We start from the raw sequence: 19,211 nt of genomic DNA, 5'->3' as shown, positions 1-19,211 counted from the left end.
CCAGTTCCGAAGGGGTCCTTGGGCCGGCCCCGTTCCTCGAAGAGGTGGAGCCGGACCTTCCACTCTGCTGTGTGCGACATGGCTGGCTCCACGTCACGGCCTCACACATCAGCCGTGCTGGATGCGGCGTCCGGTGATCCTCCGGGGTGTGACCGTCATCCACAGGCGGCGATCGCCGCCGGCCCAGGGGTAGGAGCGTGCCATGTCGTCCAGTCGCCGGACGGCGGCGCTGTCCGCGACGGTCTCGGCCTGTCCGACGGCCAGCACGCTCCAGCCCTTGCGCATGGCGTCGTCGATGTGGTCGACCTCGAACGCCACCTCGGTTCCCGCGGCGGCGGCGAGTTCACCCCCGGGCGACGTACGGAAGGCCAGCGCGGTCCCGGCCACCACGTAGTTCACCGGAAGCACGGCCGGTCCCTCGGCGTTGTACGTCGCCACTCTTCCCACACCGTGTGTCGAGAGCAACCGTCGGCACTCCGCCTCGTCCAGGGGCACCAGTTCGGCGTCCCTGGCGGCGGTCGCCCCGCCCGGTGGAAGGTCGACGGTGGTTCCGGCCAGCTCGCCCACACTGGTGCTCAGCGCGTCGGCAAGGCGCAGCATGACGCCCCGGCCCGGCTGGGCAGCGCGTTCTTCGAGATAGGCGATGTACGAGGGGGCCGCTCCGCTGCGCTCGCCCACCTCTTCGCGACTCAGCCCGAGCACCTGCCGCCGCTGTGCTATCCGTCGCCCGAGGTCACTGCGGCCCACCGGTTCTGTGGCTCCAGCCGACCCGGTCTTGTTGAAAGTCATGATCGTCATCTCCTCCGGCTCATACCTGGGCCGCTGTGGACACGGCCGTGTGCTGGGCACCGCCGAGCACCACCTTCAGCGCGCCCGTCTCCCCCGCACGCGAGAACACCTCGTACGCCTCCTCCATCTGCCCCATCTCGAAGCGATGGGTGATCAGCGAGGACGAGGGAAGCCGGCCGGCCGCCATCATGCGCAGCAGTAGCGGGGTGGACCGGGTGTCCACGAGCCCCGTCGTGATGGTGACGTCCTTGATCCACAGGTCTTCGAGGTGCAGGGTGGCGGGCTTGCCGTGGACCCCGATGTTCGCGACCCGGCCGCCGGGGCGGACCATGCGAGTGCACATCTCGAAGGCTTCCGGAACACCCACTGCCTCCATGACGACATCGGCGCCGAGTCCTTCTGTGAGGTCAGCGACCAGGCGTTCCGGTTCCTCCGCGGCGCTCACGGTCGCGTCGGCGCCCAGTGCCCGCGCGGCTTCCAGCCTCGACTCCGCGAGGTCCACCGCGATGACGGAACTCGGCGAGTACAGCCGGGCGGTCGCGATCGCGGCGAGTCCGATCGGTCCGGCTCCGACCACGACGACGGTGTCCCCGGGCCGCACCTCTCCGTTCAGGACTCCCACCTCGTAGGAGGTCGGGAAGATGTCCGCGAGCAGGACCGCGTCATGGCTGTCCACTGCAGTGGGCAGCGGGTAGACGGACAGGTCGGCGAAGGGCACCCGTACGTACTCGGCCTGGGTGCCGTCGATGGTGTGGCCGAGCACCCAGCCGCCGCCTCCGCGGCACTGGCCGTACCGGGACTCCCGGCAGAACCGGCAACGGCCGCACGCGGAGATGCAGGAGATCAGCACGCGGTCACCGGGGCGTACCGTCGTGACGTCCCCGCCGGTCTCCACGACGGTGCCGACGGCCTCGTGCCCGAGTATCCGGCCTGGTTCCACCTCCGGGACGTCCCCCTTGACGATGTGCAGGTCCGTCCCGCAGATGGTCACCGCGTCGACGCGGACGATCGCGTCCCCGGCGTCCTTGACGCTCGGGTCCGGCACGTCCTGCCACGAGGTCTGCCCGGGTCCCTGGAAAACGAGTGCCTTCATGACATCGTCCTTCTTCCTGACTGCGCTCCGATGGGCGTCAGCCCCAGGCTGTCGCGGTGACCGGCTCACCCGCATGGGCCGGACGGTCCCCTCCGGGGACCTGACGGGCCCCTCACCTCCCGTCCCGCGACTGCGACGACCGGCGGACGTGTTCTGCACCAGGAGGCCCTGACGAACCGGATCGACGACGCACTCGGCTGGACGGCGGTCGCCCCGCGATCGGGCGAGGGCGTGCCGGTCCGCACCCTGCAGGTCTGCGAAGTGCCCGCTCGGCCCCTTGCGGACGGTGCGGCCGAGAGCATGCTGAGAACCAGCGAACACCGCCCGTCGCCCCCAGTGAGGACCGCGTCATGGCCACCAGCCGCTACTCCGTCGCCGACGTGATGACCACGACCGTCGTCACCGTCACCCCGGATGCCGGATTCAAGGAGATCGTCGCCGCCCTGGAACGGTGGCGAGTCGCGGCCGTCCCCGTCATCGAGGGCGAAGGCAGGGTCGTGGGTGTGATCTCGGAGGCCGACCTGCTGACCAAGGAGGAGTTCCGCCGGCACGGCCCCGGCATGATCGAGCAGATGAGGCGGCTCGACGACACCGCGAAGGCGGGATCGACACGGGCCCGGGAGCTGATGACGTCCCCGGCCGTCACGGTCCATGCCGACGCCACCATTGCACAGGCTGCTCGTCTGATGGCGGGCCGGGGCGTCAAACGACTGCCCGTGGTGGACAACCACGGTGTGCTCGAAGGCATCGTCAGCCGGGCCGACCTGCTCAAGATCTTCCTCCGGCCGGACGCCGAACTCGCCCTGGAGGTACGGCGCGAGGTCGTCGACCGGCTGTTCCCCGTCTCGCACCACGGCGTGCGGATCGACGTGCAGGACGGCGTCGTCACGCTCTCGGGAGCCGTCCGGGACAGCGGTCTCATCCCGGTCGCCGAACGCCTTGCCCACACCGTCGAAGGTGTGGTCTCCGTGACCTGCCTGCTCACCGGTCCGTGACCGGGCGGGGCCGTCGCGTCCGCGACGGCCCCGCCCGGTCAGCGGGCTCAATCGCTAGGCGTGCGGCACCACCACCACCGGGCACAGGCTGTGGTGGATCACCGAGTGCGCAACCGGGCCCAGCCTGGGGCCACTTGGGATGCGTCGGCCGACAGCCAGCAGGCTCGCTTTGGTCGAGGCCATCAGCAGATGGTGAGCTGCCCGGCCATGGATCGTCCGCTCCGTCACTTCCGTGTCCGCGTACTTGTGCCGCCAGGGGTCCAGCGTGGCGGCCAAGTGACGCAGCTGCTCCTCTCCGGGGTCCACCGCGGACCCGGACGGGGCCAGGGGAAACGCCCACGTGTGCAGGACGTGCAGGGGCGCTCGGCGTGCTGCGGCCGCTTCGAAGGCGTACTCGATGAGCTCGTCGCACGGGTGGTCCAGATCGATACCGAGGACGACCGGACGGTACGGTCCGGCCGCCGAGTCCCCGTGCTCGTCCTCGGTCCGCTCTCCCGCCCGGACGAGAACGACCGGGCAGGTCGCCCCGGCCGCGACCGCCAGGGCCACCGATCCGACGAGGAACCCGGCGAAGCCGGTGAATCCGCGCGACCCCAGAACAACGGTCTCGCAGGAGGCGGCCGCGTCCAGGAGGGCCGCGACCGGCGGCCCGGCCACCTGGCGGCGGCTGATCTCGAGGCTGGGATGGGCGAAGGCCAGCGCTCGGGCCGCTCGGTCGAGCGCGTTCCCCGTCCGGTCGGCCGGAGCGTCCAGCTCCGGCAGGCCGGTGTGGGACTCGGGGGCGTCCCCTGCGTGCAGCAGGAGGAGCGGCACTCCACGGCGAAGGGCTTCACGGGCTGCCCAGTCGGCCGCGTCCATGCTCTCGGCGGATCCGTCGATCCCTGCGGTGATGATGCGCCGCATGACGCACCTCCTTGGTGCGAAGGGGTTATCCGGTCCAGGTCCAGTCGGCGACCTCGGGCAGGTCGGTGCCGTGTTCGCGGATCCAGGCGTGGTGGCGGGTGCGGTGGTCGGCCATCGCCTGGCGGACGGAGGCCGCGCGGGAGGCGAGGCCGGGGACGCGGTCGATGACGTCCATGACCAGGCGGTACCGGTCCAGGTCGTTGCGTACGACCATGTCGAACGGTGTGGTCGTGGTACCGGATTCCTTGTAACCGCGGACGTGGAGGTTCGCGTGGCCGGCCCGGCGATAGGCGAGCCGGTGGATCAGCCAGGGGTAGCCGTGGTAGGCGAAGATCACCGGCTTGTCGCGGGTGAACAGCGCGTCGTACTCCAAGTCGGCCATTCCGTGCGGGTGTTCCTCGTGCGGGAGCAGTTTCGCCAGATCGACGACGTTGACGACCCGTACCGCGAGATCGGGCAGATGGCTTCGCAGCAGCGCGGCCGCGGCCAGCACTTCCTGAGTGGGTACGTCGCCGGCGCAGGCGAGGACCACATCGGGCTCCAGGGTTCCGTCCCCGGTCCCGGCCCATTCCCAGATCCCCGCACCGCGCGCGCAGTGGGCACGGGCCTCCTCCAGCGTGAGCCAGTCGAAGCAGGGCTGCTTCCCGGCCACGATCACATTGACGTAGTCACGGGAGCGCAGGACGTGGTCCGCCACCGAGAGCAGCGTGTTGGCGTCCGGCGGCAGGTACACGCGCACCACGTCCGGACTCTTGTTGAGCACGTGGTCGACGAAGCCGGGGTCCTGGTGCGAGAAGCCGTTGTGGTCCTGGCGCCAGACGTGCGAGGTCAGCAGATAGTTCAGGGACGGCACGGGGGCGCGCCACGGCAGTTGCCGCGCGGTCTTCAGCCACTTGATGTGCTGGTTGACCATGGAGTCGACGATGTGGACGAACGCCTCGTAGCAGGAGAACAGTCCGTGGCGGCCGGTGAGGTTGTAGCCCTCCAGCCAGCCCTGGCAGACGTGCTCGGACAGGATCTCCATCACGCGTCCGTCGGAACTGAGGTGTTCGTCGGTCTTCAGGACCTCTGCCTGCCATGCCTTGCCGGTGACCTCGAACAGCGCGCCCAGACGGTTGGATTCGGTCTCGTCCGGTCCGACCACGCGGAAGTTGCGTTGCCCGGCCGTGTCGGCCATGACCTGGGCGAGCAGGCCGCCCAGGACCCGGGTCGGTTCGTGCAGGGTCGCGCCCGGCTTGTCGACGGGCACGGCGAAGTGCTCGAGGGGCGGAACGGGCAGGGCGTGGGTGAGCAGGCCACCGTTGGCGTGCGGGTTCGCACCGAGGCGCAGTTCGCCGTCCGGCACGCAGGACAGAACCTGATCGGCCGGCCGCCCCTCGGCGTCGAACAAGTCTTCCGGACGGTACGAGCGGAGCCACGCCTCCAACTGCCGCAGGTGCTCCGGGTTCTCCCGGACGCCTGCCAGGGGCACCTGATGGGCGCGCCATGTTCCCTCGACCGGCACCCCGTCGACCTCCGCAGGGCCCGTCCAGCCCTTGGGCGTCCGCAGGACGATCATCGGCCACCGAGGGCGGCCCTTCGCCCGCTTGCACTCCGCGATGCGCTCCAGCGCGTGGTCCATCGCCCGCGCCATGGCGAGGTGCACCTTGTCGGGGTCGGAGCCGGTCACGTGCAGGGGCTCATAGCCGTACCCCGTCAGCAGGGCGTCGAGTTCGGCCTCGGGGATGCGGGAGAGAACCGTCGGGTTGGCGATCTTGTACCCGTTCAGGTGCAGGATCGGCAGGACCGCGCCGTCGTGGACCGGATCGAGGAACTTGTTGGCGTGCCAGGACGCGGCCAGCGGCCCGGTCTCCGCTTCGCCGTCCCCGACCACGCAGGTCACCAGCAGCCCGGGGTTGTCGAAGGCGGCGCCGTAGGCGTGCGCGAGGGAGTAGCCGAGTTCGCCGCCCTCGTGGATCGATCCCGGCGTCTCGGGAGCCACATGGCTGGGCACGCCACCCGGGAAGGAGAACTGGCGGAACAACTCGGCCATGCCCGCGGCGTCCCGGCCCACATCCGGATAGACCTGGCTGTAGGAGCCGTCCAGCCACGAATTGGCCAGTACGGCGGGTCCCCCGTGGCCCGGTCCCCAGATGCATACGGCGTCAAGACCGCGGTCCTTGATAACGCGGTTGAGGTGGGTGTGGACCAGGTTGAGGCCGGGCGAGGTCCCCCAGTGACCGAGGAGGCGCGGCTTGATGTGCTCGGGCGCGAGCGGTTCGGTCAGGAGCGGGTTGCTCATCAGATAGATCTGCCCGGCGGACAGGTAGTTCGCCGCCCTCCAATGGGCGTCCAGGGCGGCCAGGTCAGCCGGTTGGTTCTTGGTCATGGTCTGTCCTCGGTCTCATTGGTCCGTGGTCCGTGGTCGGCGGTCCGCGATCCGTGGCCCGTGATGCCGGCGGGATCGGGCGTGCCAGTGGGATCGGGTAGGGATGTGTACCGCGTACGAGACGTGCTCACGCGTGCGGAATCACGGCGACCGGGCAGGCCGCCTGGTGCAGCACGGCGTGGTTGACCGGCCCGATCTGCATCCCGATGTGGCTCTTGCGACGGCGGACACCGACAACGAGCAGATCGGCCGTGAGCGCGGTGTCCAGGAGTGCCTTGCGCGCCTGGCCTTCGATCGTCCGAGGCCGCACGTCCACCTCGGCCGCCACTCGGGTGGCCCGACGCAGGGCTTCGGTCAGCGCATCCTCCGCCAGCACACGGTGCCGCTCCACGTCCGCACGGTGGTCCGGGTGGTCGGCGACCTCCCGGGCCGGGCAGCGCCAGGCGTGCACCGCGACCAGTGAGGCGCTCCACGCCTCGGCTTCCCCGAGCGCGAACGCCACCACAGGGCCCGCCTGTTCGGGTGCGTCGATGCCGACGGCGATCCGGCCGCAACCACGGCGCAGGTGCCTCTCGTCGCCGCGTACGACGATCACCGGGGACTGCGCACGGGCGGCGACCGCGAGGCTCACCGAACCCAGCGGCAGTCCGGCGATTCCGCCCGCGCCCAGGCCGCCCACGACGACGGCGAACGCCTCCCGGCTCAGTCTGGTGAGTACATCGGCGGGGTCGTCGACGACCAGTTCCCCGTAGGCCTTCACGGCCGCGGCACGGCGGCCGACACGTTCCATGGCCGAGCCGATGAGGTCTTCGCCGTAGGCACGAAGGGCGCTCCGGTCGGTGGTGAACGACGGGCCGTAGCCCTCGTACCATCCCCATGCCTGGGAATGGACCACACACAGGGGCAGGCCGTGCCGGGCCGCCTCGTCCGTTGCCCAGTCGAGGGCTCGCCGACTCGGATCCGAGCCGTCCACACCCACGATCACTGGCCTGTCCACGTGCCACCCCTTCCGGGCTCGCCCGCGTTCGGGGCGTCCAGGGGGGACGTTTCCACCGCCGTGGACGGGCGGGGAGGGGCGAACCGGCCCCAGTGGGGGACGTTCGGCCCCTGCCGGCCGGAGCGAGAGAGCCGCCCGCGCTGGTCGGGGCGGTCCATGGGGCCGTTCGGCCCCTGTCGTACCGGCCCCGCACCGGGGCACTCTCAAGCCATGGCCATCGACAGTCAGGGGACACCGACGTGAGCGACGCACGGGCCTTCTCTCCGCAACACCCGATCCGGGTCTTCCTTCTCGACGACCACGAGGTCGTGCGGCGCGGGGTGCACGACCTGCTCGACGCCGAGCCGGACATCGAAGTGGTGGGCGAGGCCGGCACGAGCGAGCAGGCACTGACGCGCGGCCCCGCGCTGCGCCCGGACGTCGCCATCCTCGACATCCGCCTGCCCGACGGCGACGGCATCACCGTCTGCCGCGAACTGCGCTCCCGGGTGCCTGACCTGGCCTGTCTGATGCTGACGTCGTTCGACGACGACGATGCGCTCCTGGACGCGATCATGGCGGGCGCGGCCGGGTACGTCCTCAAACTGATCAAGGGTTCGGACCTCGTCGAGGCCGTACGGACCGTGGCCTCCGGCCAGTCCATGCTCGACCCCGCCACCACCGCCCGGCTGATGAGCAGTCTGCGCGGACCGGACAAGGAGGCCACGAACGAAGACCCCCGCCTCGCGGGCCTGTCGAACCGCGAACGCGAGATCCTCGCCCTGATCGGTGAGGGGATGACCAACCGGCAGATCGGCCGGCGGCTCTACCTCTCCGAGAAGACCGTGAAGAACCACATCTCCCGGCTGCTGGCGAAGCTGGGAGTCGAGCGCCGCATCCAGGCGGCGGTACTCGCCACGCAGTTCGACCATGCCGCGGACGAACACCACTGACACACCGGCTCATGCCGGTCCGGACAAGGGAACCTTCCACACCAGTCGGGTCCCGCCCTCGGGGCCGGCCCCCGTCGTGAACTCCCCTTCCAGCCGTTCCGCACGCTCGGCGAGGTTGCGCAGCCCACCGCTCCGCCCGCCGTCGGTGATGCCCACGCCGTCGTCCACGACGTCGACCGTCAGCTCCCCCCTGCGCACCACCAGGGAGACATCGGCCCGCGACGCCCGAGCGTGACGAGCCGTGTTGGTCAGCGCCTCGCCGATCACCGCGACCACCTCGTCCGCGACCCCTTGTGGAACGTCGGTGTCCAGCAGTCCCTCCATCCGAAGGGCCGGGGTGAACCCGAGCGAGGTCACCGCTCCCTCCAGCACCCGCACCGCCCGCACCCGCAGACCGGCTCCCTGCCCCTTCACCTCGTGTGACCGCAGCCCGAAGATGGTCGAGCGAATGATCTTGATGGTCTCGTCCAGATCGTCGACCGCCCGGTTCAGCCGCTCGCCCGCTTCCGGGTGGTCGACGAACCGCTGGGCGCTCTGAAGGGTCATGCCGGTCGCGAACAGGCGCTGAATGGCGAGGTCGTGCAGGTCGCGGGCGATCCGGTCGCGGTCCTCCAGCAGGCTGACCTGTTCGGCGTCGCGGCGGCGGTCGGCCAACTCGAGGGCGAGCGCGGCCTGTCCCGCGAATGCGGGGAGCGGAGCCGTCTCGGCCCTGCTGAAGGGGGGCCGGCCCGACTCGCGCGCCAGGAGCAGCACCCCTCGCTCTCCCATCGGCACCGCGACCGCGGGCCCCATGCCCTTCCAGCGTTCGGGCTGGTACGTCATCCGGGGATCGGTGCTGACGTCCACGGTGGCGACGAGCCCCCGCTCGGCCAGTGCGGCTCCTGCCATGGTCCCATCGCGCGGCACCCGCAGCCCGCGGTGGGCTTGCGCCCGCCGTCCCAGTGCCAGCACGCCGCGCAACTCGTCCGCCCCGTCCTCCACCAGTTCGACGACGCCCAGCTCGGCCGAGGTGATGTCCTTCGCCTGCTCGACCATCGCCTCCAGCACCCGGGCCTCCGGCATTCCGGACAGCAGGCCGGCGGTGAACTCCGCACTGGCTGCCAGCCATTGCTCCCGCAGCCGGGCCTCGGCGTACAACCGGGCGTTCTCGATGGCCACTCCGGCCGCCACAGCGAGGGTGGCGAGCACCGATTCGTCCTCGTCGTCGAACTCCGCGCCCCCGCGCTTCTCCGTCAGATAGAGGTTCCCGAACACCTCACCCCGTACCCGGATGGGAACGCCGAGGAAGGAGTGCATGGGCGGGTGGTGCGCCGGAAAGCCCGACGACGCCGGGTGCTCGGACAGTTCCGCCAACCGGAGCGCGTCAGGATGCCTGATCAGCTCCCCCAGCAGGCCGTGGCCAGAGGGCAGTTCACCGATCCGCGCCCGCAGCTTGTCGTCGATGCCCACCGGAAGGAACTCCGACAGCATCTCGCCCGGCCCGATCACGCCCAGCGCCCCGTACTCGGCGTCGACCAGCACCACAGCGGCCTCGACGATGCCCCGCAGCACCTGCGGCAGGTCGAGTTCACGCCCCACCGACAGCACGGCCTCCAAGAGGCTGTGCAGCCGGTCCCGGGTGCCTCGCACGGCATCGATCCGCACCTGGAGCTCGTCGAGCAGTTCGTCGAGCCGCAGTCTGCCCAGCCGGCCCCCGGAGCCGTCCCGCTCCCGCGTGGTCATGGAACCGCCCCCCACCTGGTCCGAGCAGAACAAGCACAGTGCTCCCCCACACCGTAACGGCGAGGCGGCCCAGGAAGCCCTCCCCCTACGAGGACGGCCGGGAAACGTCCTGCCCGGTCGGCCTCCCGCCGAGGGGTCCAAGGGGTGTACCGCACGCGGCACATGGCGGAACCCGAGGCAGTGGTACTTCCAGCGCTACGTCCAGCATCTGCCGGCCGGCGGCGAGATCGTCCCGTTCGACCGCAGTTGGTACAACCGGGCCGCGGTCGAGCACATCATGGGGTTCTGCACCGGCCAGGAGCACCAGCGCTTCCTGCGCCAGTGCCCGGTCTTCGAGCGGATGCTGGTCGAGGACGGAATCCTGCTGCGGAAGTACTGGTTCCCGATGAGCGATTCGGTGCGGGAAGAGCGTTTCCGGCGCCGTCTGGAGGATCCCACCCGACGCTGGCAGCCCTCGGCCATCGACATGGAGTCGATCAGCAGGTGGGAGGCCTGTTCGAGGGCGAAGGACGGCCTGTTCGTCCACACGGACATCACCGAGGCGCCCTGGTTCGTCGCCGAGAGCGACGACAAGCGGTCGGCCCGCCTCGACATGATCGCCCACCTGTTGTCCACGGTTCCCCGTCGCACGGTGCCGAGCCCACCGCTCGACCTTCCCCAACGGCCGCCCCGCGCCGGGTACGTGCGGCCCCTCAGGGAACCGCAGAGCTACGTGCCCGATCACGCGGCGTCGATCGGGCGGTGAGGCGCACGGCGGTTCAGCCGTGCTGCGGGACGACGACCACCGGGCAGGCGGCGTGCTGGAGCACCGCGTGGCCGGTCCGGCTCAACTGAAGCCCGAGTCCCTTGTTCCGACGAGCTCCGATCACCAGGAGGTCGGCCGCGGACGACCGCTCGACCAGCACCCGGTGGGTGTGTCCCTCGACCGTGACGGGGCGGATCCGCACCTCGGGGTGCCGGGCCCGCGTCCCGCGCAGCGCTTCGTCGAGCTCTGCCGCGGCCTTGGCCTCGTCGGGGTCGTCGGACGTCGCGTGGGAGACCGCGCCGGCGCCGCGGCCCCGCGCGGGGCCGCGCCACGCACGTACCGCGTCGAGGGTGCTGCCCCGGGTGACGGCCTCCTGGAAGGCGAAGTCGACGGCCGACGAGTTCCGGTCGGGGTGGCCCACCCCCAGCAGAATCCGTTCGTGCCGCCCCTCGGCGGCCGCCGAGTCGCCCCGCACGACGACCACCGGGCACCGGGCCCAGGAGGCGACCGCCAGGCCGACCGAGCCCAGGAGCATTCCCTTGATGCTGCCCCGCCCGCGCGAGCCGACGACGACCGCGGCGGCGAGATCGCTCTCCCGCAGGAGCGCGTCGGCCGGCTCCTGCGGGAGCACGACGGACGTCGTGCGGACACCGGGCCGCCGGGCCCGCGCCCGCTCACCCGCCGCCAACACAATGGCGTCGGCCACCGCTCGGTCCGAGTCGTACGGCGCGCTGTAGACGTATGCCGCACCTTCGTAGTGCTCCCACAGCGACGCGTACACGATGCGGAGCGACAGTCCGCGCAGCGCGGCTTCGTCGGCCGCCCAGTCCACCGCCTCCAGACCCTGCTCCGAACCGTCCACTCCGACGACCAGTGGCTGCTCCATGGCGCCTTCTCCTTCCAGACAGCACGCCGAATGCGCCGGGGTGGGACGCACAGGGCGCCGCACCCCCTTCAGCTGCGACAGCGCTGGTGGTCCTCCAGAAGCAGGAAGACCACGGCGAACGAGCTGTAGCCGAAGATCACGACTGCGCCCAGGACGGCCGCGCCCAACAGGATGAGAGGAATCATTGCGGCCTCCTCGGGCCCGGCACCGGTTGGTGCCATCTCCATGGGACTCCCGGCGGCGCCGGAACGCCGTGGGCCGTATGGGCCAAAGAGGGTGCCGTGCGGCTCCGTCGCGACCGCCGATTACCCCTCACGACCCCCGCCCGTGCCCACTGGCACCTCGTCGGGGGTCAGCCGGCACAGCACGCTGGAAGCGGAGGAGGTGGTGATGATGCTCCAGTTGCCGGTGGTCCTCGTGTGCGCCGGCCGCTCTCGGGGCCTTCGAGACCGCCCGCTGCCGGAACACGGGGCTCCGCGTGCTGTCCGTGTGATGCGTGGAGACCCTGGTCGGCTACGCGACTCCGAACGGCTCCACCCGTGAGGTCGCCGAGCACAGCGGCGCACGACCCGCCGAGGCCGGGGGCACCGACGACGTACGGCCGGTGACGGAAGTGGATCGGCTCCCCTTCACGGGCCGGCCGCGATCGCCGCGCGCACTTTCGAACAGTGGGCCGTACGGCCCCAACCAAGTCCGCATCGGCCCCTGTTCGCCGGCGCCGGCACGCACGACCGTGGCAGACATCCCTCCGCCAAGCCAAGGAGCGCTCCATGACCGTGCGCGTGGGCATCAACGGATTCGGCCGGGTCGGGCGCAACTATCTGCGTGCCCTGCTCGAGCGGGGCCGCGACGCCACCGGAGTGGAGGTGGTGGCCATCAACGACGTCACCGCTTCCAGCACGCTGGCCCACCTCCTCACGTACGACTCCACCTACGGCAGGCTCCCGTACCCCGTCGCGCACGACAGCACCTCGCTCACCGTCGACGGCCGCCGCATCTCCGTCACCGCGGAGCGCGACCCCGGGGCCCTGGACTGGGGCGCGCACCAGGTCGACGTGGTCATCGAGTCCTCGGGCCGTTTCCGCGACCGCCCGCACGCCTCGCTCCACCTCAAAGCGGGCGCCCGCAAGGTGCTGCTTTCGGCCCCCGGCAAGGAGGCGGACCTGACGGTGGTGATGGGCATCAACGAAAACACCTACGACCCGGTCCACCACCACGTGATCTCCGCCGCCTCCTGCACCACCAACTGTGTCGTGCCGATGGCGGTCGTTCTGCACGAGCGGTTCGGCATCGCCAAAGGTACGATGACGACCATCCACGGCTACACCAACGACCAAGCGCTCCTGGACGGCCCGCACAAGGATCTGCGCCGGGCCCGCTCGGCCGCGCTCAGCATCATCCCGACCAGCACGGGGGCCGCCCGCGCGGTCGGCGCGGTCGTGCCGAAGCTCGACGGAGTGCTGGACGGCCTCGCTGTACGCGTACCGGTCGAGGACGGCTCGCTCACGGACCTCACGGTGGTGCTGCGCCACGAAGGGAGCGCCGACGAGGTCAACGCCGCGTTCTCCGAAGCCGCGCAAGGACGGCTCAATGGCATCCTGCGGGTGGCCGACGCACCGATCGTCTCCCGGGACGTCATCGGAGATCCGGCCTCGTGCCTCTTCGACCCGGGGCTCACCCAGGCGCACGGCGACCTGGTGAAGGTGTTCGGCTGGTACGACAACGAGTGGGGCTACAGCAACCGCCTGCTCGACCTCACTGCCTTCGTTGCGGAGCGACTGTGATCTCCAAGACGCTGCACGGCGTCGGTGCCGTGGTCCTCGACACCGACGGAGTGATCACCGACTCCGCCCGGGTGCACGCCGAAGCCTGGAAGGCGGCGTTCGACGCCCATCTCCTGCGCGATCGGCCAGGGGACCCGGCCCAGCGGCGGCCGTTCGACGTCCGCGACGACTACCTCCAGTACGTCGACGGCAAGTCACGCATCGACGGCGCGGTCGCTTTCCTGGCCTCCCGTGGTCTGCGGACCGACGCGGGTATGGCGGAAGAGGTCGCCGCGGACAAGGAGCGCAGGTACGTCCAACGGCTGCGGGCGGGAGGCATCGATGCCTACCCGGGCACGATCCGGCTGTTGCGGGCCTTGCGCCGGGAGGGGGTCCACCTCGCCGCCGCGTCCGCCTCACGTCATGCGCGGGAGCTCCTCACGCACGCCGGGGTCCTGGACCTGTTCGAAACCTTGGTCGACGGCACGGAGGTGGCCCGACTGGCGCTTCCGGGCAAGCCCGATCCAGCCCTGTTCCTGGAGGCGGCCCGACGACTCGGCGTTCCCGTGTCACGGACGGCCGTCGTGGAGGACGCCCTGGCCGGCGTCGAAGCGGGCCGCCGCGGCGGATTCGGCCTCGTCATCGGGGTGGACCGGACGGAAGGACCGGGGTCCGGGGAGGCACTGCTCAAGCACGGCGCGGACCTGGTCGTGCGGGACCTCGGCGACCTGCTCACCGAAGAGGGCACGGCATGACGGACCCGGTATGGCCGTACGAGGGCTACGACCCCGGCCAGGAGCGCCTGCGGGAGTCGCTGTGCACCCTGGGCAACGGCTACTTCGCCACGCGCGGCGCGCTCCCGGAGTGCACGGCCGACACCGTGCACTATCCCGGAACCTACGCGGCGGGCTGTTACAACCGCCTGACCTCCACGGTGGCCGGCCGGGAGGTCGAGAACGAGGATCTGGTCAACCTGCCCAACTGGCTGCCGCTGCGCTTCCGGCTACCGGGCGGGGCATGGTTCACTCCGGACACCGAGGCGCTCCTGTCGCACCGCCAGTCGCTCAACCTCCGGGCGGGCGTGCTCGAGCGCGAGTCCCGTTACCTCGTCGAGGAGGGCCGGACCCTGCACGTGCGGCAGCTCCGTCTGGTGCACATGGCCGATCCTCATCTCGCCGCGCTGCGAACGGAGTTCACCGCCGAGGGCTGGTCCGGTGAGCTGGAGGTGGAGTCCGCCCTCGACGCATCGGTCACCAATTCCGGTGTCGAGCGCTACCGAGAACTGAACGCCTCGCACCTGACGCAGGTCGAGACCGGTATCGCGCACCCCGAAACTGTCTGGCTGCGCTGCCGTACCAGTACATCCGGGATCCGCGTCGGCGTGGCACAACGCACGACCGCGCCCGGAGCGTCCGTGCGGGTTCTCACCGAGGCACGCAGGGCCGTCCAGCGCATCGGCCTGCACCTGATGCACGGCCGGCCGGTCACGGTCGACAAGACCGTCTCCCTGCACACCTCGCGCGATCCCGCGATCGGCGATCCGCGCGACGCGGCCGTCGACCGGGTGGCGCGTGCCCGAAAATTCCCCGCCCTGCTGAGTTCGCACCGACTGGCCTGGCAACACCTGTGGCAGAAGGCCGAGTTGACCGTTCCGGGGGAAGCGGGACACATTCTGCGGCTGCATCTCTTCCACGTCCTGCAGACTCTGTCGCCGCACACCGCCGAGCTGGACGTCGGGGTACCGGCGCGAGGCCTGCACGGCGAGGCGTACCGGGGCCACGTCTTCTGGGACGAACTGTTCGTGCTGCCCTATCTCAACCTGCACTTCCCCGAGGTGTCCCGGGCCCTGCTCACCTATCGCCACCGTCGCCTGGGGGCGGCACGCGACGCCGCACGGGAGATCGGCAGGCCCGGTGCGATGTATCCCTGGCAGAGCGGCAGCGACGGCCGCGAGGAGACCCAGGAGATGCATCTCAATCCTCGCTCCGGACGCTGGCTGCCCGACCACTCGCGGTTGCAGCACCACGTCGGCTCGGCCGTCGCGTACAACATCTGGCGCTATGGGGAAGCCAGTGGCGACACGGAGTTCCTGCACACCAAGGGCGCCGAGACGCTCGTCGAGATCGCCCGTTTCTGGGCCGGTTCCGCCACCTACGACGAAGGGCTCGGCCGCTATCGCATCCGGGGTGTGGTCGGCCCCGACGAGTACCACGACAGCTATCCCGACGTGAAGGAACCGGGCCTCGACGACAACGCGTACACGAACGTCACCGCCGCCTGGGTGCTGGCGCGTGCCGTGGAGCTCCTGGGCACCCTGCCCGAACCGTGCAGGCGCGAGCTCACCGAACGCATCGGCCTCGACCGGGATGCTCCGTCCCAGTGGGAGGAGATCTCGCGGAAGCTGTACGTCCCCTTCCACTCCGGAGTGATCAGCCAGTTCGAGGGCTACGCGGACCTCGCCCCGCTGGACTGGGACCGCTACCGCACCCGGTACGGGGACATCCGCAGGCTGGACCGGATCCTTGAGGCCGAGGGAGACACGGTCAACCGCTACCAGGCGTCCAAGCAGGCGGACGTGCTGATGCTCGGCTACCTCTTCTCCCCCGCCGAGCTGCGCGGCCTCTTCACACGGCTCGGTCACCGGCTGGACGACGAGACGTGGAGCCGCACGGTCGACTACTACCTGCACCGCACCAGCCACGGTTCCACCCTCAGCGGTCTCGTGCACGGGTGGGTGCTGTCGAGGGCCAAACGGTCCGACGCGTGGGCGTACGTGCACGAAGCACTCAACGGCGATGTGGCCGATGTACAGGGCGGCACCACGGGCGAGGGCATTCATCTGGGAGCCATGGCGGGCACCCTCGACCTGGTCCAGCGCGGACTGACCGGTCTGGAGCCCCACGGCGGCGCGCTGCGGCTGGACCCCGTGCCGCTGCCCGAGCTGTCCGAGTACGGCTTCACGATCCGCTACCAGGGTCACTGGGGCGTACGGCTTCAGCTGCGGCCGGGACAGCTGCATGTGCACGTTCCCGCGTCCGACCGGGCTCCGATCGCCATCGAATTGCCGGACCGGACCGTTTCCGTCGCCCCCGGAGAGAACTGCGAGCTGGCCCTCCCGGAGCGCACAGCGCCGCGGTCCGGCTGACCACGCCCCCGCCGCGCGGCCGGCAGGGCCGTACGGACCCGTCGAATACCCCCTGCGGCCCCTCCCTCGCGAGATCTCGCGACATCCCTGACGCGGAAGCCGGAGCCGCACGTGCACACCGGCCGACCGCTGCCGGGGCCCACGCCCGATGCCATGCGCACGCCTGAGAGGACGGTCATGAACCATTACGTCTACGAGTTCGCCGAAGGCAACCGGGAGATGGCCGACCTGCTCGGCGGCAAAGGCGCCGGCCTCGCGGAGATGACCCGCCTGGGACTGCCCGTCCCGCCCGGGTTCACGGTGACGACCAGGGCCTGCCGGGCCTTCCTGACCACCGGAACCGAACCGCCCGAGCTGGGTACCGAGGTCGCTCGCGCACTGGCCGCCCTGGAGAGGACGGCCGGACGCGGCCTCGGCCGGACCGACGACCCGCTCCTGCTCTCGGTGCGCTCCGGCGGGCGCTATTGCATGCCGGGAATGATGGAGACGATCCTCGACATCGGTCTGTGCGACGCCACCGTCACCGGGCTGGCCAAGGCCACGGGGCAGGAGCGCCTCGCCTGGGACTCCTACCGCCGGCTCGTCCAGATGTTCGGCCAGACGGTCATGGGCGTCGACTCCGGACTCTTCGAGCGGACCATCACCGGTCTCAAGGCAGCGCGCGGCGCCACCGAGGACAACGAACTGGCCACCGTCGATCTCATCCTGCTCACCGAGAAGTTCAAGGCCATCATCCATCGGGAGAGCGGTGAGCGGTTCCCCCAGGATCCCGTCGACCAACTGCACCGCGCCATCCGTGCCGTGTTCGCATCCTGGAACGGTGAGCGCGCGCGGATCCACCGCCGAGGGGACCACATTCCCGATGACCTCGGCACCGCCGTGACCATCCAGGCGATGGTCTTCGGCAACCTCGGCGTGAACTCCGGCACCGGCGTCGCCTTCACTCGCGATCCGGCCACCGGCGAGCGGGGTCTCTACGGCGACTACCTGCCCGACGCCCAGGGCGAGGATGTCGTCTCGGGCGTCCGCGACGCCGTGCCGCTGGCCGAACTGAAGCGTCTGGCCCCGCGCTCCTACATCGAACTCAGCGATCATCTGCGGACGTTGGAGCGTCACTACCAGGATCTGTGCGACGTGGAGTTCACCCTGGAGCGCGGCAAGCTGTGGATCCTCCAGACCCGTATCGGCAAGCGGACCGCCGAGGCCGCATTCCGAATCGCGTACGACCTGCTGGACGAGGGGCTCATCGACCGCCGCGAGGCACTGTCGCGCGTGAACGGCGCACACCTCACGCGTCTGCTCTTCCCGCGCTTCGCCACCGACGCGGACAACGCGCCGCTCGCGACGGGGATCGCCGCCTCACCGGGCGCGGCCGTGGGCGCCGTCGTCTTCGACTCCGCGACCGCGGTCCGTCGCGCGGCGGCGGGAGAGCCCGCCGTCCTCGTACGCAAGGAGACAACTCCCGACGACCTCCCCGGCATGATCGCCGCGCAGGCCGTCCTCACCACCCGCGGCGGCAGGACCAGCCATGCCGCCGCCGTCGCCCGCGGCATGGGCAGGGTGTGTGTCTGCGGAGCCGCGTCCCTGGTCGTCGACCAGGAGGGCCGCCGCCTGACCACCGGTTCCGGGGTCCTGGTCCACGAGGGGGACACGGTCTCGGTGGACGGCACCGCAGGAACGGTCCACCTGGGCGCCCTGCCCCTCGCCGCCTCCGACGTCGGCCGGGCTCTCGAGACGGGAGAGCAGTCGGGGCCGCTGTCCGAAGCCGTACTGCGCGCGCTGTCCCATGCCGACGTGGTCCGCCGCCTCGACGTACGGGCCAATGCCGACACACCCGAGGACGCGGCGCGGGCCCGCCGCCTCGGCGCTCAGGGCATCGGGCTGTGCCGCACGGAGCACATGTTCCTCGGCGAACGCAAAGCTCTGATCGAGGCGATGATCCTGGCCGACGGGGAATCGGCACGCGAGGAGGCGCTGGCCGACCTGCTGCCACCGCAGCGATCGGACTTCACGGCGATCCTGGCCGCGATGGACGGATTGCCAGTGACGATCCGGCTGCTGGATCCGCCCCTCCACGAGTTCCTCCCCGACCGCACGGAGCTCGCCGTCCGCGTCGCCACCGCCACGCCCCCCGACCCGCGCGATGTCCGGCTCCTGGCCGCTGTGGAGCGCATGCACGAGCGCAACGCCATGCCCGGTATGCGCGGCGTGCGCCTAGCCCTGGCGGTGCCGGGCCTGGTGGCCGTGCAGGTGCGGGCGATCGCGGAGGCCGTCGCCCAGCGGATGCGGGACGGGGGCAGTCCGCGAGCCGAGATCATGATCCCGCTCGTCGGAGCCGTCGAGGAACTGCGCCTCGTACGAGCCGAGGCGGAACAGGTGCTGGCCCAGGTGGCCGCCGAGACGGGGCAGGCCGTCCGGTGCCCGATCGGCACCATGATCGAGCTACCGCGTGCGGCTCTCACGGCCGGCCGCATCGCACGACACGCCGACTTCTTCTCCTTCGGCACGAACGGCCTGACCCGGACGACGTGGGGCCTCTCGCGCGACGACGCGGAGGCGTCGTCCTTCCCCGGCTGTCCGGACACGGGACTCTTCACCGGTTCACCGTTCGAGACCCTCGACGAAGAGGGCGTCGGCAGGCTGGTCACCATCGCCGTGCGGGAAGGCCGAGCCGCCAAAGCGCACCTGACGATGGGCGTATGCGGTGAACACGGCGGCGAACCCGCCTCCGTCCACTTCTTCCACCGCGCCGGGATCGACTACGTCTCCTGCTCGCCGTTCCGCGTTCCGTCGGCGCGGCTCGAAGCCGGCAGGGCCGCCCTGGCCGCCACGTGAAAAGAGCGGCCGACGCCGCATCGGGTGGCCGTCGGCGC

14 protein-coding genes are annotated in these 19,211 nt (G+C 70.8%); 7 read left to right on the top strand and 7 right to left on the bottom strand.

Translation table 11 applies throughout. The features are described from left to right. Positions 1-108: 108 nt before the first annotated feature. Both OG432_RS32595 and OG432_RS32590 read right to left on the bottom strand, forming a co-directional pair. Positions 109-789, bottom strand: a complete 681-nt coding sequence (locus OG432_RS32595; protein WP_328314552.1) for a helix-turn-helix domain-containing protein — start codon at positions 787-789, stop codon at positions 109-111. 19 nt (positions 790-808) lie between these two features. Further along, positions 809-1,882, bottom strand: coding sequence for a zinc-dependent alcohol dehydrogenase family protein (locus OG432_RS32590; RefSeq protein ID WP_328314551.1), 1,074 nt, complete (start codon positions 1,880-1,882; stop codon positions 809-811). Positions 1,883-2,232: 350 nt separating this feature from the next. Here OG432_RS32590 and OG432_RS32585 point away from each other — a divergent pair, with 350 nt between their 5' ends. Beyond that, the gene (locus OG432_RS32585; protein ID WP_328314550.1) at positions 2,233-2,877 is read left to right on the top strand and encodes a CBS domain-containing protein; all 645 of its coding nucleotides are present in this window, start codon (positions 2,233-2,235) and stop codon (positions 2,875-2,877) included. A gap of 54 nt (positions 2,878-2,931) precedes the next feature. On the opposite strand, the gene OG432_RS32580 is transcribed toward OG432_RS32585, so the two are convergent. The 3 genes from OG432_RS32580 to OG432_RS32570 form a co-directional block, all read right to left on the bottom strand. After that, positions 2,932-3,780, bottom strand: coding sequence for a universal stress protein (locus OG432_RS32580; RefSeq protein ID WP_328314549.1), 849 nt, complete (start codon positions 3,778-3,780; stop codon positions 2,932-2,934). Between the two features lie 25 nt (positions 3,781-3,805). Next, positions 3,806-6,148, bottom strand: a complete 2,343-nt coding sequence (locus OG432_RS32575; RefSeq protein WP_328314548.1) for a phosphoketolase family protein — start codon at positions 6,146-6,148, stop codon at positions 3,806-3,808. Positions 6,149-6,275: 127 nt separating this feature from the next. Further along, positions 6,276-7,145, bottom strand: coding sequence for a universal stress protein (locus OG432_RS32570; RefSeq protein ID WP_328314547.1), 870 nt, complete (start codon positions 7,143-7,145; stop codon positions 6,276-6,278). A gap of 239 nt (positions 7,146-7,384) precedes the next feature. Between OG432_RS32570 and OG432_RS32565 the strand changes: the two genes are divergently transcribed. After that, complete coding sequence (locus tag OG432_RS32565; protein WP_328314546.1) at positions 7,385-8,077, top strand: response regulator transcription factor; 693 nt, start codon at positions 7,385-7,387, stop codon at positions 8,075-8,077. A gap of 9 nt (positions 8,078-8,086) precedes the next feature. Here the strand turns inward: OG432_RS32565 and OG432_RS32560 are convergent, their stop codons facing one another. Beyond that, positions 8,087-9,799, bottom strand: coding sequence for a sensor histidine kinase (locus OG432_RS32560; protein WP_328314545.1), 1,713 nt, complete (start codon positions 9,797-9,799; stop codon positions 8,087-8,089). Between OG432_RS32560 and OG432_RS32555 the strand changes: the two genes are divergently transcribed. Next, a complete protein-coding gene (locus OG432_RS32555; RefSeq protein WP_328314544.1) occupies positions 9,798-10,544 on the top strand; it encodes a polyphosphate kinase 2 in 747 nt (248 codons plus the stop codon). The two genes, OG432_RS32560 and OG432_RS32555, sit on opposite strands and share 2 nt — an antisense overlap. 13 nt (positions 10,545-10,557) lie before the next feature. Here OG432_RS32555 and OG432_RS32550 read toward each other — a convergent pair whose 3' ends face one another. Further along, a complete protein-coding gene (locus OG432_RS32550; protein ID WP_328314543.1) occupies positions 10,558-11,430 on the bottom strand; it encodes a universal stress protein in 873 nt (290 codons plus the stop codon). 770 nt (positions 11,431-12,200) lie between these two features. Between OG432_RS32550 and gap the strand changes: the two genes are divergently transcribed. The 4 genes from gap to ppdK all read left to right on the top strand — a co-directional run bounded on the left by gap (position 12,201) and on the right by ppdK (position 19,173). Beyond that, complete coding sequence (gap, locus tag OG432_RS32545) at positions 12,201-13,214, top strand: type I glyceraldehyde-3-phosphate dehydrogenase (RefSeq protein ID WP_328314542.1); 1,014 nt, start codon at positions 12,201-12,203, stop codon at positions 13,212-13,214. After that, a complete protein-coding gene (locus OG432_RS32540) occupies positions 13,211-13,948 on the top strand; it encodes an HAD family hydrolase (RefSeq protein WP_328314541.1) in 738 nt (245 codons plus the stop codon). The genes gap and OG432_RS32540 overlap by 4 nt, the downstream gene beginning before the upstream one ends. Beyond that, positions 13,945-16,338 (top strand): glycoside hydrolase family 65 protein, encoded by a 2,394-nt coding sequence (locus OG432_RS32535; RefSeq protein WP_328314540.1) that lies wholly within the window; start codon positions 13,945-13,947, stop codon positions 16,336-16,338. Before OG432_RS32540 ends, OG432_RS32535 begins: the two co-directional genes overlap by 4 nt. A 177-nt stretch (positions 16,339-16,515) precedes the next feature. Then, positions 16,516-19,173, top strand: a complete 2,658-nt coding sequence (gene ppdK / locus OG432_RS32530) for a pyruvate, phosphate dikinase (RefSeq protein WP_328314539.1) — start codon at positions 16,516-16,518, stop codon at positions 19,171-19,173. Positions 19,174-19,211 lie beyond the last annotated feature (38 nt).

The organism is Streptomyces sp. NBC_00442, from assembly GCF_036014195.1.
GTDB lineage: Bacteria > Actinomycetota > Actinomycetes > Streptomycetales > Streptomycetaceae > Streptomyces.
This window is presented reverse-complemented; position numbering and strand designations above follow the sequence as displayed.

Excerpts from the sequence above, each read along its gene's own strand:
- ppdK (WP_328314539.1), top strand. The coding sequence starts at position 16,516 with ATGAACCATTACGTCTACGAGTTCGCCGAAGGCAACCGGGAGATGGCC.
- OG432_RS32585 (WP_328314550.1), top strand. The coding sequence starts at position 2,233 with ATGGCCACCAGCCGCTACTCCGTCGCCGACGTGATGACCACGACCGTC.
- OG432_RS32595 (WP_328314552.1), bottom strand. The coding sequence starts at position 789 with ATGACTTTCAACAAGACCGGGTCGGCTGGAGCCACAGAACCGGTGGGC.
- OG432_RS32590 (WP_328314551.1), bottom strand. The coding sequence starts at position 1,882 with ATGAAGGCACTCGTTTTCCAGGGACCCGGGCAGACCTCGTGGCAGGAC.
- OG432_RS32560 (WP_328314545.1), bottom strand. The coding sequence starts at position 9,799 with ATGACCACGCGGGAGCGGGACGGCTCCGGGGGCCGGCTGGGCAGACTG.
- OG432_RS32535 (WP_328314540.1), top strand. The coding sequence starts at position 13,945 with ATGACGGACCCGGTATGGCCGTACGAGGGCTACGACCCCGGCCAGGAG.
- OG432_RS32555 (WP_328314544.1), top strand. The coding sequence starts at position 9,798 with ATGGAACCGCCCCCCACCTGGTCCGAGCAGAACAAGCACAGTGCTCCC.
- OG432_RS32550 (WP_328314543.1), bottom strand. The coding sequence starts at position 11,430 with ATGGAGCAGCCACTGGTCGTCGGAGTGGACGGTTCGGAGCAGGGTCTG.
- gap (WP_328314542.1), top strand. The coding sequence starts at position 12,201 with ATGACCGTGCGCGTGGGCATCAACGGATTCGGCCGGGTCGGGCGCAAC.
- OG432_RS32575 (WP_328314548.1), bottom strand. The coding sequence starts at position 6,148 with ATGACCAAGAACCAACCGGCTGACCTGGCCGCCCTGGACGCCCATTGG.
- OG432_RS32580 (WP_328314549.1), bottom strand. The coding sequence starts at position 3,780 with ATGCGGCGCATCATCACCGCAGGGATCGACGGATCCGCCGAGAGCATG.